Source organism: Altericroceibacterium indicum, assembly GCF_009828105.1.
Taxonomy (GTDB): Bacteria; Pseudomonadota; Alphaproteobacteria; order Sphingomonadales; family Sphingomonadaceae; genus Altericroceibacterium; species Altericroceibacterium indicum.
This window is the reverse complement of record NZ_WTYQ01000001.1, coordinates 664,716-689,642: the sequence shown is the minus strand read 5'-3', so window position 1 is coordinate 689,642 and position 24,927 is coordinate 664,716. Positions and strand designations below refer to the sequence as shown.

Below are 24,927 nucleotides of genomic sequence, written 5' to 3'. Positions count from 1 at the left end.
TCAACCGCCTCTTTTTGTTATCCTGGTTGGCTTTCACCTGCGCGATTAAGCAGCCACCCAATCACTTTCCGGAATATCGAGCAGCTTGAGGATCGCAGTCAGATTACCGCGATCAACCCAGCCATTCGCCGCTTCTCGTGCCTTGGGTTTGGCATGATAGGCAATCCCATAATCCGCCGCTTCCAGCATTGGAATGTCATTCGCCCCATCACCCGTGGCAAGCGACACAGTGCCCGCCCCAAGCCGATCACGCTCTTCGAGAAGAACCTTCTTCTTCACGGAACTGTCCGTGATAGCACCATTGAGTTTGCCGGTAAGTTTGCCACCGGCAGTGGCAAGGCGGTTGCCAACCACCCGTTCAAACCCAAGCTGCTGCGCAACACGATCAGCGAAATGGTGGAAGCCCCCGGTCACTAGCACCGTATGGCAGCCACGCGATTTCAAAGTGGCGAGCAGCGTATGCGCCCCGCCCATCGGCTTGATCCGTTCCGCCAAACAGCGATCAATCGCCTCTTCATCAAGGCCTTCAAGCAGGCCAACCCGTTCACGCAAGGCATCTTCGAAATCCAGCTCACCTTGCATTGCACGCTCGGTAATGTCGGAAATCTTATCCTTGAGACCAGCAAAATCAGCCAGCTCATCGATGCACTCCTGCCCGATCATGGTCGAATCCATATCCGACACAAACAGGTTTGGAATGCGAAATTCATTGTCCGTAATCAGCATGTCGCACGGTGAAAAATGCGCATCGATGATCCGGCGCAAGGTCACAGCGTCGCCTTCAGGAAGCATGAGCTGAAGCACATCACCGCAGAAATCCAGCATTTGCGCATTAGCAAGCCGCATCCCTTCAGCCTCTAATGCGGCACTTGCCTTATTGAGGCTTGCCTCAAGCGTGGTTTGATCTGCTATCAGCCGGGCGATGAGCATGGGTCATTCTCCTCACAAACAATCGGTGGCGCTCATTGCAGGGCCAACCGCCAGCGGCAAGAGCGATCTCGCCGTCCAGCTTGCTTTGGAGATGGAGGCAAAGGGACAGCGCTGCATTGTTATCAATGCAGATAGCGCACAGGTCTATCGAGACCTCAACGTGCTGAGCGCCCGCCCTTCGCCCGAAGAAATGCGTGGCATTGAACACAGGTTGTTCGGTGAATGGGACGGGGCCAATCCCTGCTCTGCCGCCGATTGGTCCACCCGAGCGACACAGGAAATAGCTACAGCTCATGCAGGAAATACTCTGCCAATCATTGTTGGTGGAACCGGGCTTTACATGCGCACACTGCTGGACGGGATCGCTCCCATCCCTGCCATCGATCCAGATATTCGCGAGCATATTCGTGCTACACCAGTAGAAGAAACCTATGCAGCCCTCCAAGCGGAAGACCCAGCCCGCGCTGCGCAATTAAACCCGGCTGACACGACTCGTATCGCCCGTGCATTGGAAGTTGTGCGCTCTACTGGACACAGCCTTTCTTACTGGCAGGAACAGAAGGAAGGCGGGATTGGCGATGCCGTTCATTTGCATCCGCTGGTCCTCCTGCCGCCACGTGAAATTCTTTATGATCGCTGCAACCGCCGCTTTTCCGCCATGCTGGAATGTGGGGCGGTTGAAGAGGTGGAAGCCCTTCTCGCCCGAAATCTTCACCCCAACCTGCCCGTCATGCGCGCAATAGGCGTGTCGGAAATCGCCGGCTGGCTGGAAGGCAGATGGAGTCGCGAAGAAGCGGTTGAAAAAGGCGCTCAAGCGACCCGTAACTACGCCAAGCGGCAATATACCTGGTTTCGGCGGCAACCACCACAAGAATGGAAGCGAGTTGAATCATATTATTCTTCACTTGATGTATATTTTGGAATAATACGTCTCTAGAAGTGGTTGACATGATATATTTGTTTCCCTAGTCACATTTTTGAGATTGGGACAAGCACCCGCTTAACAGTTGGAGAGCAGTGACCCGGCACGAGCCATCGTGCCGGGTCCGGTTTTTTCGGACCGGCAATGTTTTGATCGGCAGTTTTTAAAAGACGTAAGTCGTGGAAGGAATGTAACGTGAGCGAAGAACGCAGCGGTGCTGCGATATTGGTCGAGAGCCTGGTTCGCCAAGGTGTTGAATTCGTATTCGGATATCCCGGCGGTGCCGTGCTACCGATCTATGACGAATTGTTCGACAATGAGAAGCTACGTCACATCCTCGTGCGGCACGAAGCCGGCGCAGCGCATGCGGCTGAAGGCTATGCCCGTTCCACTGGCAAACCCGGTGTTGTGCTTGTCACATCCGGCCCTGGTGCAACCAATGCCATCACCGGCATTGCAGACGCTTTCATGGATTCGATTCCCATGGTCGTCATCACCGGGCAGGTTGCCACCAATCTGATCGGCAGCGATGCCTTTCAGGAGGCGGACACGGTTGGCCTCACGCGCCATTGCACCAAGCATAATTACCTCGTTAAAGACCCGGAACATCTCGCGGCCACGATTGAGGAAGCATTTGAAATCGCCACCAGCGGACGCCCCGGCCCCGTTGTTATCGATATTCCGAAGAATGTTCAGGTTGCCACTGCAATCATGGATGAGCTTCCGACTCCCAGAACCAAACGCTATTATCCGCAGATGGTCGCTTCGGCAGATGATATCGCGCAGGCGATTGAACTGATTGCGAATGCCAAAGCGCCTGTGTTCTATACCGGCGGCGGCGTCATCAATTCTGGTCCGCGCGCAACACAATTGCTGCGCGAATTTCAGAAGCTGATCGGCGCACCTGTCACCTCCACTTTGATGGGCCTTGGCGCTTTTCCATCCGATCATAAGGATTGGCTGGGGATGCTGGGGATGCACGGCACGCTGGAAGCCAATATGGCGATGAACCAGGCCGATGTGATGATCAATGTCGGTGCGCGGTTTGATGACCGTGTAACCGGTAGGCTCGATGCTTTTGCGCCCAATTCCAAGAAGATACACATCGATATTGACCGCAGTTCGATCAATAAGATCGTTCCGGTTGATCTGGGCATTGTTGGTGATTGCGCGACTGTTCTGGAACAGCTCATCGCTGCATGGGGTGAGCGTAAAGGCGCTGACCTCACCGAATGGCACGCGCGCATCACAGGTTGGAAAGCCCGGGAAAGCCTCAGCTATCCGTCGCGTGATGTTGAAATCATGCCACAATTTGCGATTGAACGGCTGTTCCAACTCACTCACAAACGCAATCCGATCATCACCACCGAAGTTGGCCAGCACCAGATGTGGGCGGCGCAATATTTCGGCTTCTTCGGGCCAAACCGCTGGCTGACGTCAGGGGGCCTTGGCACAATGGGCTATGGTTTGCCTGCCGCTATCGGTGCGCAGCTTGGAAACCCGGAAGATCTGGTGATCGACATTGCCGGGGAAGCCTCGATCCAGATGAACATTCAGGAATTGGGCACTGCGAGCCAGTTCCGTCTTCCGGTCAAAGTCTTCATTCTGAACAATGAATATATGGGCATGGTCCGCCAATGGCAGGAGCTGACATACGAAAGCCGTTACTCGAACTCCTACTCTGACAGCCTCCCCGATTTCGTGAAATTGGCTGAAGCTTATGGTTGGAAAGGCATTCGCATCCATGATTGCTCCGAACTTGATGCCGGGATCGAAGCGATGATCGCACATGATGGGCCAGTGATCGTGGATTGCCGCGTGGCACAGGATGCCAATTGCTTCCCGATGATCCCATCGGGTGCCGCGCATACAGAAATGCTGCTATATGGCGACATGGTTGCCGGAACCATGGCTGACGAAGCCAAAGCTCTGGTTTGAGTTGGGGGATATGATGAAAATTCAGCACAGGCAGCATGAACGCCATGTCCTCACCATTCTGGTGGACAATGAGGCGGGCATTCTCGCGCGGATCGCGGGCATGTTCACTGCACGCGGCTATAATATCGACAGTCTGACGGTGGCCGATATCACCGAAGATCACGCCGTCAGCCGGATCACGATTGTCACCAACGGCCCGCCGCCGGTGATTGATCAGATCACGGCTCAGCTTGAGCGTCTGGTTCCGGTCCACAAGGTCATTGACCTGAACGATGAAGGTCCCTTCGTGGAACGCGAATTGGCTTTGGTGAAAGTGGCCGGGCAAGGTGAAAACCGGGTTGAGGCGCTACGCCTTGCCGATGTGTTTCGAGCCAAGGTGGTAGATTCGACCACGTCGAGCTTCATTTTCGAAATCACGGGCACGCCTGAAAAAATCGATCGCTTCGTTGCGCTGATGCGCGAATTGGGGCTGGTTGAAGTAGGCCGCACCGGCGTAGTCGGCATGATGCGCGGCCCTGAGGGCGCCTGAACTTACAATACTCACTTTACGGCCAAGCTATTTCTGGGAAATCGCCGGAGAGCTTGCCGCTGAATTTCAATGATCCGATGAATAGCCCCAGTCATGCGGGCACGAGGAAGGAAAGAAACGTGAAAGTCTATTACGACGCCGATTGCGACCTGAACCTGATCACCGACAAGAAGATCGCAGTGATCGGCTATGGTAGCCAGGGCCATGCACATGCACAGAACCTGCGCGATAGCGGCGTGAAGGATGTGGCCATTGCCCTGCGCGAAGGCTCTGCCACAGCCAAGAAGGCAGAAGCGGCTGGCTTCAAGGTGATGAGCAATTCCGAAGCTGCTGGCTGGGCGGATATCCTCATGATCCTCGCACCTGACGAATATCAGGCAGCGATTTACAACAACGACCTCAAGGGCAAGATGAAGCCGGGCGCAGCGCTCGCTTTTGCGCATGGTCTGAACGTCCATTTCGGCCTTATCGAACCATCTGACGATATCGACGTCATCATGATCGCCCCGAAAGGCCCCGGCCACACGGTGCGCGGCGAATATGTGAAGGGCGGCGGCGTGCCATGCCTGATCGCGGTTCACCAGGATGCTTCGGGTAATGCCCATGACATTGCTCTGGCCTATGCCAGTGGCGTTGGTGGTGGCCGTTCGGGTATCATCGAAACCAACTTCAAGGAAGAATGTGAAACCGACCTCTTTGGTGAGCAGGCTGTTCTGTGCGGCGGGATCACTCACCTCATCATGGCCGGATTCGAAACACTGGTGGAAGCCGGTTATGCGCCTGAAATGGCCTATTTCGAGTGTCTGCATGAAACCAAGCTGATCGTCGACCTTCTGTATGAAGGTGGCATTGCCAACATGCGTTATTCAATCTCGAACACCGCAGAATATGGTGATTATCACACCGGCCCGCGCGTCATCACCGATGAAACCAAGGCTGAAATGAAGCGTGTTCTGGAAGATATTCAGGCAGGCCGCTTCGTTCAACGCTTCATGCTCGATAACGCGATCGGCAACCCGGAAATGAAAGCTGCGCGCAAGCGTCAGGCTGAACATCCGATTGAAAAGACCGGCGCGCAACTGCGTTCGATGATGCCATGGATCACCGCGAATAAGCTGGTGGACAAGGATAAGAACTAAGCCTGTTAGAATAACGATGGCGGAGAAACCTTCCGCCATCGTTATACGTTGCCTTCTGAGTACCCTATCGCGTGCCGCCCAATTCGGGCAAAGCGCTGATAACGGTTTCAACAGGAGGATACATTTGCGTAAATTCACGATGGCTCTCGTCGCCACGGCGAGCATTGCAACCCTTTCCTTTGGCGCTCTTCAGGCCCAGGATTCTCCGCCATACACAACAGCCGTCAATGCCAGCGCAGTAGCGGCAGGAACCTACAAGACCGACCCTCACCACACTCTGGTTGGTTGGCGCGTCAATCACTTCAATTTCAACGATTATTTCGGTATCTTTGGCGATATTGATGGCACGTTGAAATTGGACCCGGCCAATATGGCAGCCACGAAGCTTGATGTCACAATCCCGATTGCCTCTGTCACCGTTGCAAGCGAGGGCTTGCATGAGCATTTGCTGAGCCCGGGAAAAGATGGCGGCAAGCCTGATTTCTTTGGCCCGAACCCAGCCCCGGCGCATTTTGTCTCAACTTCCATTGAGAAAACCGGCGCAACCACTGCCAATATTACCGGCAACCTTACGCTGAATGGCGTTACCCGCCCTGTCCTGATCGCCGCCCAGCTCACCGGTGCTGGCGTCAACGGAATGAACAAAGCCGAAACTATTGGTTTTGAAGGCCGTGCACAGATCATGCGGAGTGAATTTGGCATTGATGCTTTTGTGCCAATGGTATCCGACCAGGTGGTTCTGGACATTACGGCTTCTTTCGAAAAGCAGTAATGTAAGGTAATATGGAACGACAAAGAGGCGTTCGGTCTGATCCGAGCGCTTCTTTGCTGCATGGCGAGGCTGGACAAATATCTCTCGCCTCGCCATATGGTCCTCATGGCTCGACGCGAACTCCTATCGCTGCTTCGACTTACACGCCCTTAGGCGTGCCATTTCGCTCGTGCGCTTTCGCCGGGCACCCGCCTAAGGGCTCTTTACGAAATTCCATTGAAATTCTCTACCGCGCCCTTGCCGCGCGGACGTAAAGCGATAAGGCTGTTTGCATTATGACTATGCTCAAAAATCCGAGCCGGAAATACCGACCCTTCCCGCAAATCGATCTGCCTGATCGGCAGTGGCCTTCCCGCACGATCACCAAGGCGCCGCGCTGGCTGTCCACGGATCTTCGCGATGGCAATCAGTCGATTATCGACCCCATGGATGCGGTGAAGAAGAACCGCTTTTTCGACCTCCTGGTTGAAGTCGGACTGAAAGAAATAGAAGTCGGCTTCCCCAGCGCTGGCGCGACAGAATTCGATTTTATCCAGTCTTTGGTCCAACAGGATCGCATTCCTGAAGATGTGATGGTGCAGGTGCTGACCCAGTCACGCCATGACCTTATTACCAAAAGCTTCGACAGTCTCGAAGGTGTTCACGCCGCCATTGTCCACCTTTATAATGCTGTTTCGCCAGCCTGGCGCGAAATCGTCTTCCGAATGAGCCGCGATGAAGTGCGTGAGATCGCTGTGAATGGCGCAAAAATTCTGCGCGACGAAGCCGCGAAGCGCCCTGGCACGGATTGGAACTTCGAATATTCACCGGAAACCTTCTCCACGGCTGAACTAGATTTCTCAATCGAGGTTTGCGAAGCAGTGATGAACGTCCTTCAGCCGACGCCGGAAAAGCCGATCATTCTCAACCTGCCCGCAACGGTAGAAGCCGCAACGCCTAATATTTACGCCGATCAGATCGAATATTTCTGCCGCAACCTGCCTAATCGCGAAAGCGCGGTGATTTCTTTGCATACGCATAATGATCGCGGAACAGGCGTTGCAGCCGCAGAATTAGGCCTGATGGCAGGCGCTGATCGGGTGGAAGGGTGCCTGTTTGGTAATGGCGAACGCACGGGCAATTGCTGCCTCGTAACAGTCGGCCTCAATCTCTACACGCAAGGCATTGATCCGGAACTGGACTTCTCGGATATCGACAAGGTCATTGAGACAGTCGAATTTTGCAATCAGATTCCAGTCCATCAGCGGCACCCTTATGGCGGTGAATTTGTCTTCACCGCATTTTCCGGCAGCCACCAGGATGCCATCAAGAAGGGCTTTGCTGCACAAGAACAGCGCAATGATGAATTGTGGCGGGTGCCTTACCTGCCCATCGACCCGGCTGATCTGGGCCGCGACTATGAGGCGGTGATTCGCGTCAATTCACAAAGCGGTAAAGGCGGTTTTGCGTGGGTTTTGGAGCAGAACCAAGGGCTCAAACTGCCTAAGAAACTGCAATCTGATTTCTCCCGCCATGTGCAACGCGTTGCTGACGAAATGAGCCGCGAGTTGAATGCCGAGGATATCTGGCAGGTCTTCCGCGAAGCCTATTTCGTAAAGATTGAAAAGCGCCGCTTCCGTCTGGTCGATTATGATGAAGGCCGGGCCGCGGATGGCACACGAGTTTTCACAGGCACCATCGAAGTGGATGGCCAGGCCCAACGCGTGAGCGGGCGCGGCAAGGGGCTGGTTGGTTCCGTCCTAGCTACAATCAAGGATACTTTCGGAGTTGAACTGGAAGTGACCGACTACACCGAACATGCTCTCACCAAAGGCACCGATGCCAAGGCTGCAGCCTATCTCGAATGCCATTTACCGACTGGTGAAACAGTATGGGGCGTGGGAATTGATAGCGACGTGGCTACCGCCAGTGTTCGCGCGATCCTCAGCGCCGCAAATGGTGCTCTGCGCAAGCAGAGCTGAGTTTTATAGCAGTGTCTGCGGCCTGAACCGCAGACACTGTTTCAGCCAAATTACTGCATCAGGGCTTCAGATCAATGAGGGCGGAACCCACTGGGTAATGCTCCATTTTTGAGTGCCCTTATGCCTCCCCGAATTCCTACGATATTCGCTCGTAACTCCAAATGGGCGGGGCACAACATCCACCCAGACACGAATAAAGCGTTTGTTCTCTGACGGTTCGATCCGCAAATGTCCTCCAAAGGGGTTTTTGATCCGCATTGGAGCAGCGAGTGCGCCTTCACGCGCAAATCTCTGCGCAATGCTTAAGGCGATCTGGTGGCTTTCCGTAACCGCTTCCGCCACTTCAGGTTCAAGCCGGACCTCCTGTCCGGAAAACAAGTGCAACCCGTCCGTCTGAAGCCCGCCATCAGGCATCCGACAAATGGAGATGAGCCCCTCGCTGGGCAGCGCGTCTCGTTTCGGCCATTTACGGATGGCGTTACGAAATCTCTCTGTCTGACAGAGATTTTTTGATCGATTCCATTGAACAGCCCGAGCATCAGGTAATTCGCTCAACTCCGCAGCCACATGGGTCAGCGCCCGGACAGGGTTTGCCAGACGAAATTCCACATTTTTGGCTACCCATAGTGACAGTTCGACCGATTCGAATTCGCCCGAGCGAAACTCAACACCTATCCGAGCATTGCGGGTTTCACGCGGTACAAAGGCAGGCCGCCCTGGGCTAAGCCCATTCAGTTCGAATTGAAATCCGGCATAAGAAAGAGACGTCCGACCAACTGTTGCCGACCTTAATTCAATAGTATTTCCACTGTCTTCGCACATGCGCCAAATGGCATCAAAGCTAGGCCTCTTGCCCGGAGTGAAAAAAACCGAGCAATAAAGTGCAAGCATATTGTCCTGTCTAATTGCCATCTCAAAATCATGCCCCACAACACTCTCGGTTTCTTTAGAATTGCGCCCGTGAAGTGCCCACCGAAACGGCTATAGTGCTGGATAAAACAATATTTAATCTCTCTAGCAACAAAAACGGAGCCAATCGTTAACCCGAAAGTAAACATGTTGTCGCCAGCCCCGCCCTTCCCCGCCCCGGCCAACTGGTTTAGATGCCGCGCATGGTAACTAAGACAGCAGTATTCGGGGTGGAGCGCTCTCTCTCAGGGAAAGCGTGGCACTGGCGCGGCGGCAATATGGAATTGAATGGCGGCGCCATCGGGCTGGAAGACGATATTGTCACACAATTGCTGCTCGCTCGTGGAGTAACACGGGATAATATCGAACTGCACCGCAAGCCAAATTTGCGTAGCTTCCTGCCAGACCCTGCGATTTTCAATGATATGGAAAAGGCTGCTGAACGCATTTCCCAATCCATTATCGCACGTGAAAATGTAACGATTTACGGCGATTATGATGTAGATGGCGCTACCAGCTCCGCTCTGCTCATCCGCCTGTTTAGAATGCTGGGGCATAATGCCGGGCATTATATTCCTGACCGCTTACTGGAAGGCTATGGGCCGAGTGGTGAAGCATTGTTGCGATTAGGGCGCGAAGGCTCCAGCCTGATTGTGACTGTCGATTGCGGTGCGATGGCTTATGATGCGCTGGCCCAAGCCAGTGATGCAGGCGTTGATGTGATTGTGGTCGATCACCACAAATGTGCGCCCGAACTTCCTCGCACGCTGGCGCTGGTCAATCCCAACCGGCTCGACGAATCAGACGATGCCGCAGCGCATGGTCACCTTGCAGCGGTGGGTGTTGCTTTCCTTCTTGCAGTAGCGATCACCCGGAAATTGCGCCAGCTTGGCTATTTTAAAGATCGCGCCGAGCCTGACCTTTTTTCGCTGCTGGATCTCGTGGCACTTGGCACGGTGGCTGATGTGGCAGCGATTCGTGGTTTGAACCGTGCTTTTGTGGCGCAAGGGCTCAAAGTCATGGCGCGCCGCGCGAATGTTGGGATGGCTGCGCTGATTGACGCAAGCCGCCTAAGCCGGGCCCCCACTTGCAGCGATTGCGGCTTTGCTCTTGGCCCGCGCATTAATGCCGGAGGGCGGGTCGGAGAATCGACTTTAGGCGTGCGACTTTTGACCACCGAAGATCCTGAAGAAGCCCGGAGGATTGCCGAACAACTCTCTGATCTTAATGAAGAACGTCGCGCTGTAGAGGCAGCCGTTCAGGAAGCAGCTGAAAGCCAGATAGACGCACAGCACAATCGCTCTGTCATAGTCGTGTCGGGGCGTGGCTGGCACCCAGGTGTGATCGGAATTGTCGCTGGCCGGATCAAAGAAAAGACCGGCAAGCCCACACTCGTCATCGCGCTCGATGAAGAGACCGGACAAGGCAAAGGATCGGGCCGTTCGATTGCTGGCGTGGATCTTGGCGCAGCTATCATTGCTGCTCGCGAAATGGACTTGCTGGTAGCGGGTGGCGGCCACGCCATGGCTGCCGGCCTTACGGTCGATTCGGATAAGGTGGACGCGCTGGCTGAGTGGCTGGATGAAAAGCTCTCCGGCCCGGTTTCGCGTGCCATGGAAGGCCAGACAATGCTGTTGGATCTAGCAGTTGCCCCCGGCGGATTGCGCCCGGATCTGGTGGAAACACTCGATAGCGCCGGGCCTTTTGGCGTGGGCTGGCCAGGACCGCGTGTGGCGGTTGGGCCGGTCTATCTGGTGAAAGCCGATATCGTCGGAAACAACCATCTGCGGGTTATCGCACGCGGTAAGGATGGTGCATCCTTCAAGGCCATCGCTTTTCGCGCAGCGGAAAGTGATATGGGTCAGGCGTTGCTGCACGGCGCACAGGGGCGCGAACTCTGGCTCTCTGGCCGGGTAAAGATTGATGACTGGGGAAGTCGCCCGCAGGCCGAACTGCATCTCGAAGATGCGGCTTGGGCCAACTAAAATGCATTGAATTAAACAGAGGGCTTGACGGTCCGAAAAGACCCCCCTAAGTGCGGCGCTCCACCGAGACGGCCCCTTCGTCTAGCGGTCCAGGACGCGGCCCTTTCACGGCTGAAACACGGGTTCGATTCCCGTAGGGGTCACCACGGCGGAATGTAAAAATGCCTTTGTTGGCCCCTTCGTCTAGCGGTCCAGGACGCGGCCCTTTCACGGCTGAAACACGGGTTCGATTCCCGTAGGGGTCACCATGGCTTTACTTTGTGTCAATGGTGTTAAACACTCATTGGCAAGCAGAATTGCTTAAAGCTACCCTCCCCAGAGATTTTGAATGGTGAAGTGCGTTTTTGCAATTTGCTTTACAAGCCCTTAGCGGCCGATCGGTCGCCATTCGGGACAGGAGCAAATTAAATCTGCGGCGTACCTCCCCCACGCTATATTTCCGAATCCAACAGATGGCTGGATCGGATTGCTCTGGAGAGGAATGCAATGGATAGATTATCCGGGAATGCACGCATACCGCCACGCAGTCCCAAGGGCGGACGGCCCACGCAAGAAGTGGCAGCACGCCTGAATACGCATATTCTTGATGCCGCGCTCGAACAATTCATCACCCATGGCGCTGAACAGACCAGCATGAACGCCATCGCTGCTGCTGCCAGTGTTTCCAAACGCACGCTCTATGCGCGCTTCGAGTCCAAAATAGGGCTGCTCATGGCAGCCATCGAGCATGGACTTGAGCACCAGCTGGACGATTTCAAAACCCATATACCGAACGGTTCGAACCGTGAGCAATTGCTGTCTCTGGCAGGTGAAATGCTGGATATGTCGCTTGAGCCGCGCGTCATCGGATTGCAATCGCTGATTAAATGGCTGGAAGCGCAAGATAAAGGATATGAAAAGCGCATTGCTCCCGGAGACCTGGTGAAAGTGGGACGAGGTCCGTTCATCAACCTCCTGAAAGCCATGCCGGAATTTGACGGTGTGAAAGACGAGGAATTGGATTTCCTTGCCTCCTTCCTGCTCGATGCTCTTGTATCATCACCGCACCGGCGGATTTTGGAACGCCATGATCTGGACAACACTGCACAATCCAAAGCCGAATATCAGAGCAAGACGCTCGACCTGATCGTGCGCGACTTTCATTGCTTCGGTTGAGCTTCATTTCTTCCGCTCGCCGCTGCCCCCAAAAACTGCAACACCTGAAGACGTATCTTAACCCTCTTCTTCAGGAGAGGTTGTGCCCATAGGGCAACTCCGTTCCGCAGAAAATGTCACACTTATCTGCCCCCACTTGCATCTATTGCGTCAAAGAAGATAATCCGCGATCTAATTCCGATAATAATGGGCACCAAGCGGTCGCATGAAAACATATCTTCTCCTATCGGCGGCTCTGCTAGGCTTGTCTCTGCCGGTCTGCGCCAAGGCTCAGACCCCAGTGGAAACGATTGTAAGCCGAGCAACACAGAACCGGGAGGACGGTGTTGTTCTGGTTGAACTACGCTTCCTCAACTCCGCAAAAGGAGAGCAGGTCGTTGCCTTGCCCGATCGGGTCGAAGCCCATGTTGATGACGAAGGGAATGAGCGTAGCATCTGGCTGAAACGTGACCCCGCAACCCCCGCCAATATGGTGGTGGCACCGGGAAGTTTTGCTGCAGCCCGCTATGGTATCGCCGGAGAAACCGAACTTGCCGGCAAATTGATCTCTGTTCCTGCCTGGAGCACGCAGAAGATTGCTTTGACAGAGCTTGCACAGACCGCCTTGGCAGATGCCAGCACGCAGCAAAGCACACAGGATATTAGCCCGGCCATTGCCCCCGATAGCGATGTCTCCCTCGCCGCAGCAGATGCCACCCTGCCCGCACCGCCACCGATTGACCGTGAAGCTAACAATGTTTTCATCAACAATTTGACTGCTTACGAGCCGATCTATGCCGTTTATGGACCGGGCACCAACACCGAAGCCCGCATCCAGATCAGCTTTAAATATCAATTGTTTGGATCGCACAACAAACGCCCCGACTTCTCATCCTCATGGAGAGACGGGCTGCATATTGCCTATACCCAGCGTATGTTCTGGGACATTCGCGCGGATTCCTACCCATTCCGCAATATCGATTTCCAACCTGAATTGCTTTACATCGCGCCTTCCTCGACACTGGCCAACGGCGTATCGGTCAGTGCTATGGGTGGCCTTCGCCACGAGTCCAACGGACAAGATGGCGACAATTCACGTTCGCTCAACAGTTTCTACATCGCGCCCATGGCATCGGTGCCACTTGGCAATCAGACCACGTTAACGGTGATCCCTCGCCTGGCCTTTTATCTCGGCGACAAAACCGGCAATGAAGATATTGATGATTATCGTGGCCACGCCAGCCTTGAGATGCAGGTCGGCAAGGAAAATGGTCTGCGTCTGACCACAAATACCCGCTTCAATTTCAGCACTGGTAAGGGCGCGCTCGCCGCTGACCTTTCTTACCCACTACCCAATTTGTGGGCTGGTGGGCCAGAAGTCTATCTCTACGGACAGTCATTTGTCGGCTATGGTGAAAACATGCTGGACTATAATAAGCGCACCACTCGCTTCAGAGTTGGTGTCGCCTTCATCCGCTAATCCTCTCAAAATAAACCGATTGGTTGCGATCACGTAAACTCTGTTTCTCAACCCTGTGGCAAACAGGGCTGAGGAAGCTGTCTTTATAATTACCCATATCCATGATTAACATCCGGGGTGGCGCGAGTTCTCCCTGCTGGCTAAGGCGCAAATTGTAATGACCGATCGTCACTCGATTCCCTGGCCTGCCGTTGCGCTGGCCCTTGCCACCGGAATTGGAATGGTCACAGCAGGTGGCGGATTCCTTCTTTCGGTTATCGTCGTCTTCGTCTGGATCTGTTCATTCTGGCTGATGGCCCCGCCCCCGGTTTCGGCCCCGCCCCCATCTGATAGTATGCAATTGACGCGCACCGGAATGCGCGACCTGATCGAACATTCAGGAATGCCGCTGCTACTGATGGATGTCAGCCGGATCATCATCGCCAATGCCGAGGCACGGGAAGTTCTCGGTCGGCACATTATCGGACAGGATGCCCGCGTTGCCTTCCGCCACCCTGCCGCGGTAGATCTGATGGCCCGCAAAACCGGCGGCACCGTCACCATTCAGGGGCTCACCGGACCGCGCAGCGTATGGCAGATGACGCGCCAGCCCGTTGGTGGACGCTATTGGCTGGTGGAACTCATCAACCGCACTGCCGAAGCGGATATCAGCCGCGCGCATACCGACTTCGTCGCCAACGCCAGCCATGAATTGCGCACCCCGCTCGCTTCCATCATCGGTTATATCGAAACACTCAGCGACGAGGGTGAGAGCGCCGACCCTAAAATGGTCGCTAAATTTCATAATACCGTGCTGCGCGAAGCGCGCCGCTTGCAAACACTTGTGAACGATTTGATGTCCTTAAGCCGGGTGGAAGCAGAAAAACATGAAGCGCCCAGCGAAAGGCTCTACCTCGGTCCATTAGCCCAGCAGGCAGCGCGCGACGGGGCTGGCCCTAACAGGCTCGAGCGCGTCATTTACACTCCTTCGGAAACACCTTTACTCATTCGGGGTGATCGCCAGCAGCTTGAGCAATTGGTCCGCAACCTGGTAGATAATGCGCTGAAATATGGCGCGCAGGACGAAAATGTGACAGTCGATCTCTTCCTCGACTCCAGCAATATGGCAGTTTTGAAGGTGCAGGACCGCGGCGAAGGCATTGCGCCGGAACATCTGCCACACCTCACCAGACGCTTCTATCGTACTGATCCGGGCCGGAGCAGAATGGCAGGTGGAACCGGACTGGGGCTTGCAATCGTCAAGCATATCGTGGAACGGCACCGCGGCCGCCTCGACATTACCAGCAAGCGCGGTGAAGGAACGACAGTAACAGTAAGAATCCCGAGGATATCGGATGAAAGTGAGGCCTTGTCATGAACGTGTCATATATATTGAACAACGGCCTGTCATAACCTCGTAACAGCTCAGTCCAACAGACAGGATTCTCCCCATGAAATATAAAGCTCTCCTCGCTCTGCCGCTTATCGCCGGTAGCCTTGCTCTGGCCGCATGTGGCGGCGGTGGCGGCGGCACGCGCAATTCCATTCGCGCGGTCGGCTCTTCCACTGTCTATCCTTTCGCGAAATCCGTTTCGGAAAGCTTTACGCGCGCGCATCCTGATTTCTCTTCGCCGATCATTGAATCGACCGGTACTGGCGCTGGTATGCAGCTGTTCTGCGCAGGTGTCGGCGCCAATACGCCTGATATTGCCGACGCATCGCGCCGGATGAAGCCTGCTGAGTTTGAAACCTGCCAGGCAAATGGTGTGAAGGACATCACCGAAATCCAGGTCGGGCTTGACGGTATCGCCTTTGCTTCTGCCAAGGGCGGCATCACGATGAACCTGACGCCAGCGATTCTTTACAAGGCTCTTGCCGCCAACCCTTACGGTGAAAAGCAGACCGCCAAGAAATGGTCAGACGTAGACCCTTCATTGCCTGATCTGCCGATCCTTGTTTACGGCCCGCCCTCCACTTCCGGCACGCGCGATGCGCTGAAGGAACTGGTTCTGGAAGTTGGTTGTGAAGCCGACCCCAAGATGGAAGCGCTGAAGGAAAGCGATAAGGACAAGTTCACACAGACCTGCACCGAAGTACGTTCCGATGGTTCTTACGTCGATCAGGGTGAGCAGGATAACCTCATCGTCCAGAAGATCGAAGGTAACCCCAACGCCATCGGCGTATTTGGCTTCTCCTACCTTGAAGAAAATGCTGATAAAATTCAGGGTCTTCACATGAATGGCGTTGAACCAACCTACGCCAACATCTCCAGCTTCGCTTATCCTGGTGCTCGTCCACTTTACATCTATGTGAAGGACGCACATCTTGATGCTATTCCGGGCCTTCGCGAATTCGTCGCGTCATGGGCTACTGAATGGTCCAAGGGCGGCCCGCTTGCCAAGATCGGTCTGGTTGCCAGCCCGGCTGACGTGATGGCCAAGAGCAAAGCGGCCACCACAGAGTTTCCGAAGCTGACTATCGCCGACCTCAAGTCGGCAGCTTATCCTAAGTAATATAAGAGTAATTTGATGTCGCCAGCCATTCTGCTTCTCCTGGCCCTTTTGCTTGGTCTTGCCGGATGGCTGGCCGCTCGGGCACGCGCTTGGGGCTACAAGCGCGCCGCTCCGAACACGCGGCTTGCCGCGCTACCATCCTATCACGGGTGGTATGTTGCGCTTTGGGTGCTGGTGCCTGTGCTGTTGTTCGTCTGCCTGTGGGCAGTCATCGAGCCGCAGCTTGTCACGCAATATGTATTGGGAACCCCCGCTGCGGCCAATCTTCCCGATTTTGGAATGCAACGCCAGACGATGCTGGCCGAAGCGCGCGCCGTAGCGGTTGGGTCTGCACAAGGTGTTTTCAACCCGGATTCTCGTGCGCTGATTGAACCGTTCGAGCAGGCCTTGCTGCGCTATAATATTGTCGGTGTCATCGCTACGCTGCTGATCGGCTTTGCCGGCGGCACATGGGCGTTTTTGCGTCTCAAACCTGATTTTAGAGCCCGCACCAAGGTTGAGCGGATTGTGATGGGCATTCTGCTCCTTGCATCCCTGGTGGCGGTTCTGACGACGCTGGGCATTTTTATCAGCCTGGTGTTCGAAACCATCCGTTTCTTCGGGATGGTCAGCCCGATTGACTTCCTTTTCGGCACCCATTGGGGACCAGACCCGATGGGCAATCCGGCCAACCCTGACCCATCGCGTTACGGCGCTATTCCGCTATTCTGGGGCACGATCTATATCGGCGCGATCATCGCCATGATCGTCGCGATCCCGCTCGGCCTGATGAGCGCGATTTACCTTACCCAATACGCCAATCCGCGCTGGCGCAAATGGCTGAAGCCCATGCTGGAAATCCTCGCCGGTGTGCCTACCGTGGTTTACGGCTATTTCGCTGCGCTGACCGTCGCCCCTATCGTGCGCGACCTTGCCATTTCGGTTGGCATATCCAACGCATCAAGCGAAAGTGCGCTGGCCGCTGGTCTGGTGATGGGCGTGATGATTATTCCGTTCGTCTCCTCCATGGCCGACGATTCCATTGCAGCCGTGCCGCAGGCCATGCGCGACGGTTCGCTCGCTATGGGTGCCACCCAGTCCGAAACGATCCGCAAAGTTCTCGTGCCAGCAGCCCTTCCCGGCATTGTGGCGGGCGTGATGCTCGCCATCAGCCGTGCAATTGGCGAGACCATGATTGTGGTGATGGCCGCTGGTGCCGCCGCCAATCTTTCAGCCAACCCGCTTGAAGCGATGACCACCGTGACCTTCCAGATCGTCGCCATGCTGACCGGTGAAGGCAGTTTTGACCATCCCGCAACGCTCAGCGCCTTTGCCCTTGGCTTTGTGCTGTTTCTGGTGACCCTCGCCCTTAATTTCATCGCCCTGCGCGTCGTCAAACGGTTCCGCGAAGCTTATGAGTGACACCATCACCCTCCCCACCCGCACACCCGCATTCGAAAAGCGGCTGAAAAAGCGCTACGCTGCCGAAAAGCGGTTCCGGCTCGCCGGGCTTGGCGCCATTCTGTTTTCGGTCGTGGTACTGGCATTTCTGCTCGTGACCATGACGGTGAACGGCATTGGCGGCCTGACACGTGTTGAAGTGACTGTGCCAATCGACTTCCGCGAAGCAGGCCTGACAATTGACCGATCGCAGCGCAACGAATCAGAAAGCCTTCAGTCACTGCAAGGTCAGGGCCTGCCCGATGTGGTGGATTTCTATGCTGAAAAGGCACTGGGCAAAGATGGCGCAGCGCAGATCAGCAGCGATTCCTGGCGTTTGGTAGCGAATGATATCATCAGCAATCCGGCTTCGCTGGATCGTGAAGTGACCTTCAACCTGCCCACCAATAAGGATCTCGCCAACGCCTATCGCGGCGATGGCAAAGCGGATTTGCAGCCGCTTGCTAAAAGGTTGCAAAGCGAAGGCAAGATCGCCAGTCGGCTTGATCTCGGTTTCCTGACCCGTTCAGACGCGACCGACCCTCAGCTCGTTGGCATTTGGGGCGCGCTTAAGGGTTCCATGCTGACCATGCTCATCACTCTGGCTCTGGCCTTCCCGATTGGCGTGCTGGCAGCACTTTACCTTGAAGAATACGCACCCAAGAACCGCTGGACGGATCTGATCGAAGTATCGATCAACAATCTGGCGGCTGTGCCGTCCATCATCTTCGGCCTGTTGGGGCTGGCCTTGTTCCTCGGCCTGTTCCCCAATTTGCGCTCGGCCCCGATTATTGGCGGCATGACGCTGGCGCTGATGACCATGCCGGTGATCGTGATTTCTGGCCGCAACGCCATCAAGGCCGTGCCGCCATCCATTCGGGACGGTGCTCTCGCAATTGGCGCATCGCCGGTGCAGGTCGTGTTCCATCATGTTCTGCCGCTGGCCCTGCCCGGTATTTTGACCGGCACCATCATCGGCATGGCGCGCGCATTGGGTGAAACTGCCCCACTGCTGATGATCGGAATGCGGGCCTTTGTGGCAACGCCTCCTGAAGGGTTTACATCGCCGGCCACCGTGCTTCCCGTCCAGATCTTCCTCTGGTCAGACGAAATCGACCGCGGCTTCGTAGAGCGGACTTCCGCTGCGATTATCGTGCTTCTTATTTTCCTGCTGTGTATGAATGGCATAGCCATCTACCTGCGCAACCGTTTCGAGAAAAAGTGGTGACCCAAACTTCCGCAAACTCCCCCGCCAAGATGCGCGCTCGTGACGTTTCGGTCTTTTATGGTCCGAAACAGGCAATCGACAGCGTATCGATTGATATTGAAACCGATCATGTCACCGCCTTTATCGGCCCGTCGGGCTGCGGCAAATCAACCTTCCTGCGGACGTTGAACCGCATGAATGATACGATTGCCTCCGCCCGTGTCGAAGGCACGATCGAACTCGACGGTGATGATATTTATCGCTCCGGAATGGATGTGGTGCAATTGCGCGCCCGTGTGGGCATGGTGTTCCAGCGCCCCAACCCATTCCCGAAGACGATTTATGAAAACATCGCCTATGGTCCCAAAATTCACGGGCTGGCTGATGGCAAGGATCATCTCGATCAGATCGTCGAAAAAAGCCTGCGCCGTGCGGGTTTGTGGGAAGAAGTGAAGGATCGCCTGAGCGATTCGGGCACTGCACTTTCCGGTGGGCAGCAGCAGCGCCTGTGCATTGCGCGCGCCATCGCGGTTGAGCCTGAAGTTATCCTGATGGATGAACCCTGTTCGGCGCTCGATCCGATTGCTACCGCCAAAATCGAAGAATTGATCGACGAATTGCGTGGCCGTTATGCTATCGTGATCGTAACGCATTCAATGCAGCAAGCTGCGCGCGTTTCGCAAAGGACCGCTTTCTTCCACCTCGGGAAGATGGTGGAATATGGTGAAACTTCAGATATTTTCACCAATCCGCGCGAAGAGCGTACAAAGGATTATATTACAGGCAGGTACGGCTGATGACAGAACATACGGTCAAGGCGTTTGACGAAGACATCACCCGCCTGCGCGGGCTGATCGCCGAAATGGGCGGCCTGGCAGAAGTGGCGATTCAGGAATCGCTACAGGCATTGGTGAATGGTGATGTTGAACTCGCGCAGCAGGTGGTTGAGCGGGACAAGAAACTCGACACGCTGGAAAGCGAAGTGGATAAGCTCGCGGTTCGCGTGCTGGCCCTGCGTGCGCCACTGGCCGACGATCTGCGTGAAATTATCGCAGCGCTCAAAATCGCTGGCGTAGTCGAACGGATTGGCGATTACGCCAAGAACATTGCTCGCCGGGTAGGCGATGTGGAAGATCGCAAGCGCTTCGATCCGCTGACACTGCTCCCCGTCATGGGTGAAGTGGCCGCAGAAATGGTCCATGATGTGCTCACGGCCTATGCCGCGCGCGATCCGGTTCTGGCGCGTGAAGTGATCCAGCGCGACGAACGCGTTGATACTTTCTATGACAGCATCTTCCGTAATCTGGTAAGCTATATGGTGGAAAATCCGGCCACCATCTCCAGCGCTGCACAATTGCTGTTCGTGGCCCGCAATATTGAACGCATTGGCGACCATGCCACCAATGTTGCCGAGATGGTTCATTATGCCGCTACAGGGGAGTATCCGCCCGATGAATTGCGTTGATCTGCCATGCACGACAGTTTTGTCGCATTCTGGTAACATTTGAATGGTTGGGGACATATCACGAAAGGGAAATGATGTGTCCGCACCCAAACTGCTGCTTGTAGAAGACGATCAGGCTCTGGCCGAACTGCTCGAATATCGATTCGACAGCGAAGGCTATTCTGTTCGTGTTACCGCCGATGGCGATGAAGCCCTTGTGCTGGCTGCCGAAGAAACACCCGATCTGGTCATTCTGGATTGGATGGTTGAAGGCACTAGCGGCATCGAAGTGTGCCGCCGCTTGCGCCGGGATAAAGCCACCGCTCACGTCCCGATCATCATGCTCACCGCGCGTGAAGCCGAAGATGACCGCGTGCGCGGATTGGAAACCGGGGCCGATGATTATATCACCAAGCCCTTCTCTCCCCGCGAATTGCTGGCCCGCGTCGCCGCTGTGCTCCGCCGCGTGCGCCCCGCCCTTGCCGGCGAATGCATCGAAGTGGGCGATATAAAGCTCGATCCGGTAGCCCACCGCGTTGAACGCCGTGGCCAGCAATTGCAGGTCGGCCCAACAGAATATCGCTTGCTGAAATTCTTCATGGAACATCCCCGCCGCGTTTTCTCGCGCGGGCAATTGCTCGATGCCGTCTGGGGCACCGGCAGTGAAATTGAAGAACGCACGGTGGATGTTCACATTCGCCGCCTGCGCAAAGCCATTGCGGTGGGCAACGCAGGTGATCCGATCCGCACGGTCCGCTCGGCTGGCTATGCGATGGAAGCGGTCTGAACAGTCATGCAACTTGACCATTCCGGGACGTTGAGTGGCCGTCCCGGAATGGTCAGGACTGGATAGACGGTTTGAGGTATCGTTCTGATCGCTGTGAAATGAACGCTCTGTACCTTTAGAGCGCCTTAGGTCGCTCTCTGCCCCTCTTATCCGCCCCTCTATCGACAAACACCCCAGGTTCTTTTCTGCTGGTCGAGGTGGAAATGATCGGCGTGTGCGACATTATAGTCAGGTGATAGGACAGTTCCGAAAACACCGCAGGCACCATCACGAACTGCGCGCAGAAACAGCCCCTTTTCATCACCGCTCTGCCAATCTTTCAGCACACTGATCCGGCGGCCATCCTCAAGTGTAAATCCTGTAATATCAATGGCATTGCCAGTAGCATGTTCGCTCCACGAACCGCTCTTACCACTATTGATCCGGCGGCAATTATAACTTCCCAGATGCTCAATTCGGGCAATACCAGACCCCAGTATTTTGCGTGCTGCAGGCTCCACTGACTGCGCAAACCACATGGCAAAACCGGCTGCAACCGCACAACTTGTTTGCGGTAAAGAGGGGGAAAGCGGCGCGCGCGTCAAACTCAGCCGGTCATCCCGCCTGCACGCCCCCTCCCCTACCGGTTCGTAGCTGACAAAACCAATGCCACTGCGCTCAAGAATCGTTCTGCAAGCATCTGAATTAACGCGTAAATCAGCCAGCTTTTGCCGTGTCGTCCAGCCTGGAGGATCGCGCAGATCCAGAGGTACCCAAGGATTATGCTGCGGATGATCCTGAAGCCACACTCGCAGCAACAAAAACACGCCAAGTGCCATCAGCAGAAACACAGCCGCCAAATCTACCTTAGGGCTTTTTAGAAATTCAGCGAGCTTCATGATTCTAAGTAACTGAAAATAGTTACTTATCTGCAAAAACCCATTGCAAATAAGCGGCCGTCCGAACGCCTGATTGAGCCAAACGGTGCTCCATCCGAGGGGTTTCTTTGTAGGCGTAATCCCAGGACAAATTTACCGGGGATTCAATCGTCCCAGCACCTTGGTCAGGACCAGTCGCAGGATAGATAGAATCCCGCAATTGCGCGCTTTCCTCCACCCAAACTGTTGGTGTCGGGACCCACCACTTCACCTGCTGCTCCGGGGTCGTCTCCCGCTCCAAACGGTCGCTATATTCGCTAAAACTAAGCTGCTGATGCAGGATGAGCCCTTCATCCCACACCCAATGCAAAGTTTCCGGCTGACCGAACCAATTCACCTTGAAATCATTGCCACCACGGTCTGTCCCATTCCCTACATGCAAAGGCATATGGAGATCAGCCACGATATGAACCACAAAAGCCAGCGCCAATTTCTTATCATCAATGCTGGCTGCCGGATCACGCAACACTTTTGTATAATGATCTAATGCAGTAATCGCATCACCCTGTGGAGGGTGATGCAACTGGCTTGCATCGACCCCTTTGGGCAAGGTGACATAGTGATAGGGTGGAGATGTTTCCTGCCAGAATTTATCTGGATCAGAGCGCATTTCATCAGGCACAGTGGCGAGTTCTGCCAAAGTTTCACCATGCAAAATCATCGTGACTTCAGCCCGCGTTCGTCCGTCCAGGTTGCGCTCGGCTATTTCCGCGCTTACCCGATGGCCTATAGGTCCCCAGGCATAGGCAGGGCTTGCTGCGGCAAGAGATATTGCAATGCTCATGCCCGAGAGAATGGAAGAAATGCGTTTCATGGCTGATCCTGTAATGCGGAGCGTGGGTATTATCTCCTCTAGCCAAATGGCAAAGAGATGAAAGGGGAAGCCGAATTCATTGCTGGTCTTCGCAGCTTAGCTAACCACCCTGCCGCACGGGGCTTGCAAGATGATGCTGCTGTGCTTGAAATTGGCGGTGCAACGCTGGTTTTGACCTATGATGTAATGGTCGAAGGGATCCATTTTCTTAAGGATCAAGACCCAGCAGACATCGCTTGGAAACTTGTGGCTACCAATCTCAGCGACCTTGCAGCGAAAGGCGCCAAACCTGTTGGTGTTTTACTGGGCCATATGCTTGGGGACGCCGATACAAGGTTTCTCGATGGGTTACGGGAGATTTTAACCACCTATGACGTGCCACTTTTAGGGGGCGATACCGTTTCTGGTGGAGCGCCCCGCACTTTTGGCCTAACCGCCATAGGAGAGGCAACATATTCCCCCGTTCCTTCGCGCAGCAAAGCATCACCTGGTGATAGTATTTATGTCACCGGGCCAGTGGGTGCTGCAATGATAGGTTTTGAAGCGCTACGAGACGGTAAAGATGCAGATAGTCTCGCTTACCGTCGACCAGTTCCTCGCTTAGCGGAAGGCCAAGCTCTAGCGCCATTGGTCAGCGCAATGATGGATATTTCAGACGGACTACTGCTAGATAGCTGGCGTCTTGCAGAAGCAAGCGCAATGAGCTTGGCGATCGATAGTTCTGCCATTCCGATCAGTGCCCCCAAAACACGCCATAGAGACGCCATCCGTTGGGGGGATGACTATGAGCTTCTGTTCACTGCACCCAGCGCTACGAAGCTCCCCATGCCTGCTTATTGCATTGGCAAAGTGAAGGAACGGGGAACATCCCCGCTCCTTCTGGATGGCAAATGGCTGATAGATTCTAAGGACTTAGGCTATATTCACAAGTGAACGTCGCCTAAAGCCAGCGCCCCCGAATAACAGTCTGGAAGCCCCACGGGATGCCAATTAACAGACCAAAAAGGATTGGGCTGAGGCCGAAAGGTGGTTCCACATGCAAAGCCACCATAGTTTGCGCAATCAACGGCGCAATAAAGCCAATACCAAACAGGAACGGCATCCAGTGGAACAGTTTCTTAACTGCTGCTTCCATGAGTTGTTACTCTCTTTCCTCTGCCTAGAGCGCTGAAGTATCAACACCGCGCTTTTCGAGTATAGGTTTCAGCGCGAAATACGCCTCCTTTGTCCGGTGATTAGGAATTCCCGGATAGAGGTGATGGATGAGATGCGTTTCCATGCACATTGACATCACATGGCCGAGGCGACTCTTGAAAATCCGCGTTGTTTCGTACCGATTGGTTTTTCCTTCACGGGGGTGATGCGGAGCCCAACTGAGGTAAAACCGGATGTAAGAAAGGCCGATATGGCGGGGTAACCACCAGATCAGGGCTGCTTCGATCGCATATCCGCTCCACGCCATTGCAAACAAAACAGTCATGAATATCAACTGGAGTTTCATCGTATCTTTAAGGGCTTTTTCCGCAGCAGGCGTTCCCATACCGGCGAGGATACGTTTGTAGTGATGGATCGACCCATCAACACCGGGCTGGCGGTTATACCAGGTCTTGTACCATGCAGCGAACATGTTGGACGCTTCATCCGTATAATCCGGATCTTTGACCGGATCATTGCAATGGTAATGGTGCTCCAGATGCATCAGACGGGCCATTGAGAATGGAAAGACAATCGGAATTGTCGAAACCTTCCCCACCCATTCATTGACCCAGCGATATTTCGTCCCCTCACGGGCAATATTGGAATGCATGGCTTCATGGCTGGTCACATACCCGCCGGTCGCGAAAATGCAGGACAAAACAAAAGCAAGCGGCAGGTTTAACCAGCCCATAATTGCGAGAGGAAAAAACGACAACCAAACTGCAAAGCATCCCCATGCTGCAACGACATAGGGCCACATGCGGCCGCTATGGAATTGCCGTGCAATTTCTATTTCTTCTTTACGGAGGTTTCGACGGGTATGACGGTCCAGACTATCGCCAGAATGGAGCGGCAGTGCATGATCAGCATCAGTCTCTACGTTAAAAAACGCGGAATCTTTGTCCTTTACCATAGGCTGGTCATCAGAATGATTAAACGGACCGTCCGCCA

General features: G+C 54.8%; 23 protein-coding genes and 2 tRNA genes. 19 read left to right on the top strand and 6 right to left on the bottom strand.

The annotated features are described in order from the left end of the window. Window positions 1-45: 45 nt before the first annotated feature. Window positions 46-930: a phosphoserine phosphatase SerB gene (serB, locus tag GRI39_RS03380; protein ID WP_160738250.1), complete on the bottom strand. Its 885-nt coding sequence runs from the start codon at window positions 928-930 to the stop codon at window positions 46-48. On the opposite strand from serB, the gene miaA reads away from it, so the two are divergent. From miaA to leuA, 6 genes are all read left to right on the top strand, one after another. Then, entirely contained in the window at window positions 929-1,867 is a 939-nt protein-coding gene (gene miaA, locus GRI39_RS03375) for a tRNA (adenosine(37)-N6)-dimethylallyltransferase MiaA (protein WP_246204845.1), read from the top strand. The genes serB and miaA overlap by 2 nt on opposite strands. Before the next feature lie 180 nt (window positions 1,868-2,047). Further along, window positions 2,048-3,790, top strand: a complete 1,743-nt coding sequence (gene ilvB, locus GRI39_RS03370; protein WP_160738248.1) for a biosynthetic-type acetolactate synthase large subunit — start codon at window positions 2,048-2,050, stop codon at window positions 3,788-3,790. A 13-nt stretch (window positions 3,791-3,803) separates the two neighbouring features. After that, on the top strand, window positions 3,804-4,319 hold the full coding sequence (gene ilvN, locus GRI39_RS03365; protein ID WP_160738247.1) for an acetolactate synthase small subunit: 516 nt from the start codon (window positions 3,804-3,806) through the stop codon (window positions 4,317-4,319). Between the two features lie 119 nt (window positions 4,320-4,438). Then, the gene (gene ilvC, locus GRI39_RS03360; RefSeq protein WP_160738246.1) at window positions 4,439-5,458 is read left to right on the top strand and encodes a ketol-acid reductoisomerase; all 1,020 of its coding nucleotides are present in this window, start codon (window positions 4,439-4,441) and stop codon (window positions 5,456-5,458) included. Between the two features lie 124 nt (window positions 5,459-5,582). Continuing rightward, complete coding sequence (locus tag GRI39_RS03355; protein ID WP_246204844.1) at window positions 5,583-6,230, top strand: YceI family protein; 648 nt, start codon at window positions 5,583-5,585, stop codon at window positions 6,228-6,230. Between the two features lie 275 nt (window positions 6,231-6,505). Next, window positions 6,506-8,191, top strand: a complete 1,686-nt coding sequence (leuA, locus tag GRI39_RS03350) for a 2-isopropylmalate synthase (protein WP_160738245.1) — start codon at window positions 6,506-6,508, stop codon at window positions 8,189-8,191. 66 nt (window positions 8,192-8,257) lie between these two features. Here leuA and GRI39_RS03345 read toward each other — a convergent pair whose 3' ends face one another. After that, the gene (locus tag GRI39_RS03345; RefSeq protein WP_160738244.1) at window positions 8,258-9,103 is read right to left on the bottom strand and encodes a hypothetical protein; all 846 of its coding nucleotides are present in this window, start codon (window positions 9,101-9,103) and stop codon (window positions 8,258-8,260) included. Between the two features lie 200 nt (window positions 9,104-9,303). On the opposite strand from GRI39_RS03345, the gene recJ reads away from it, so the two are divergent. From recJ to phoB, 12 genes are all read left to right on the top strand, one after another. Next, the gene (gene recJ / locus GRI39_RS03340; RefSeq protein WP_160738243.1) at window positions 9,304-11,085 is read left to right on the top strand and encodes a single-stranded-DNA-specific exonuclease RecJ; all 1,782 of its coding nucleotides are present in this window, start codon (window positions 9,304-9,306) and stop codon (window positions 11,083-11,085) included. Window positions 11,086-11,155: 70 nt separating this feature from the next. Beyond that, window positions 11,156-11,231: transfer RNA gene (locus tag GRI39_RS03335), tRNA-Glu, on the top strand. Between the two features lie 26 nt (window positions 11,232-11,257). Then, window positions 11,258-11,333, top strand: a tRNA-Glu gene (locus GRI39_RS03330). 238 nt (window positions 11,334-11,571) lie between these two features. Next, entirely contained in the window at window positions 11,572-12,240 is a 669-nt protein-coding gene (locus GRI39_RS03325; protein ID WP_160738242.1) for a TetR/AcrR family transcriptional regulator, read from the top strand. Between the two features lie 205 nt (window positions 12,241-12,445). Further along, entirely contained in the window at window positions 12,446-13,699 is a 1,254-nt protein-coding gene (locus GRI39_RS03320) for a phospholipase A (protein WP_160738241.1), read from the top strand. A gap of 157 nt (window positions 13,700-13,856) precedes the next feature. Further along, window positions 13,857-15,056 (top strand): ATP-binding protein, encoded by a 1,200-nt coding sequence (locus tag GRI39_RS03315; protein WP_160738240.1) that lies wholly within the window; start codon window positions 13,857-13,859, stop codon window positions 15,054-15,056. Window positions 15,057-15,129: 73 nt separating this feature from the next. Then, entirely contained in the window at window positions 15,130-16,191 is a 1,062-nt protein-coding gene (locus GRI39_RS03310) for a substrate-binding domain-containing protein (protein WP_160738239.1), read from the top strand. A 15-nt stretch (window positions 16,192-16,206) separates the two neighbouring features. Next, window positions 16,207-17,592: a phosphate ABC transporter permease subunit PstC gene (gene pstC / locus GRI39_RS03305; protein ID WP_211371411.1), complete on the top strand. Its 1,386-nt coding sequence runs from the start codon at window positions 16,207-16,209 to the stop codon at window positions 17,590-17,592. Next, a complete protein-coding gene (pstA, locus tag GRI39_RS03300; protein WP_160738237.1) occupies window positions 17,585-18,838 on the top strand; it encodes a phosphate ABC transporter permease PstA in 1,254 nt (417 codons plus the stop codon). Before pstC ends, pstA begins: the two co-directional genes overlap by 8 nt. 29 nt (window positions 18,839-18,867) lie before the next feature. Beyond that, a complete protein-coding gene (gene pstB / locus GRI39_RS03295; protein WP_160738604.1) occupies window positions 18,868-19,614 on the top strand; it encodes a phosphate ABC transporter ATP-binding protein PstB in 747 nt (248 codons plus the stop codon). Next, complete coding sequence (gene phoU / locus GRI39_RS03290; protein WP_211371410.1) at window positions 19,614-20,282, top strand: phosphate signaling complex protein PhoU; 669 nt, start codon at window positions 19,614-19,616, stop codon at window positions 20,280-20,282. Before pstB ends, phoU begins: the two co-directional genes overlap by 1 nt. A 76-nt stretch (window positions 20,283-20,358) precedes the next feature. After that, window positions 20,359-21,048, top strand: coding sequence for a phosphate regulon transcriptional regulator PhoB (phoB, locus tag GRI39_RS03285; RefSeq protein ID WP_160738236.1), 690 nt, complete (start codon window positions 20,359-20,361; stop codon window positions 21,046-21,048). A 158-nt stretch (window positions 21,049-21,206) separates the two neighbouring features. On the opposite strand, the gene GRI39_RS03280 is transcribed toward phoB, so the two are convergent. Together GRI39_RS03280 and GRI39_RS03275 are read right to left on the bottom strand one after the other, a co-directional pair. Further along, window positions 21,207-21,926 (bottom strand): extensin-like domain-containing protein, encoded by a 720-nt coding sequence (locus GRI39_RS03280; protein WP_160738235.1) that lies wholly within the window; start codon window positions 21,924-21,926, stop codon window positions 21,207-21,209. Between the two features lie 22 nt (window positions 21,927-21,948). Continuing rightward, the gene (locus GRI39_RS03275) at window positions 21,949-22,779 is read right to left on the bottom strand and encodes a S1/P1 nuclease (RefSeq protein WP_160738234.1); all 831 of its coding nucleotides are present in this window, start codon (window positions 22,777-22,779) and stop codon (window positions 21,949-21,951) included. Window positions 22,780-22,836: 57 nt separating this feature from the next. Between GRI39_RS03275 and thiL the strand changes: the two genes are divergently transcribed. After that, on the top strand, window positions 22,837-23,712 hold the full coding sequence (gene thiL, locus GRI39_RS03270; protein WP_160738233.1) for a thiamine-phosphate kinase: 876 nt from the start codon (window positions 22,837-22,839) through the stop codon (window positions 23,710-23,712). 7 nt (window positions 23,713-23,719) lie between these two features. Here the strand turns inward: thiL and GRI39_RS03265 are convergent, their stop codons facing one another. Together GRI39_RS03265 and GRI39_RS03260 are read right to left on the bottom strand one after the other, a co-directional pair. Further along, entirely contained in the window at window positions 23,720-23,914 is a 195-nt protein-coding gene (locus tag GRI39_RS03265) for a hypothetical protein (protein WP_160738232.1), read from the bottom strand. 24 nt (window positions 23,915-23,938) lie between these two features. Next, window positions 23,939-24,889, bottom strand: coding sequence for a fatty acid desaturase (locus tag GRI39_RS03260; RefSeq protein ID WP_160738231.1), 951 nt, complete (start codon window positions 24,887-24,889; stop codon window positions 23,939-23,941). Window positions 24,890-24,927: the final 38 nt, after the last annotated feature.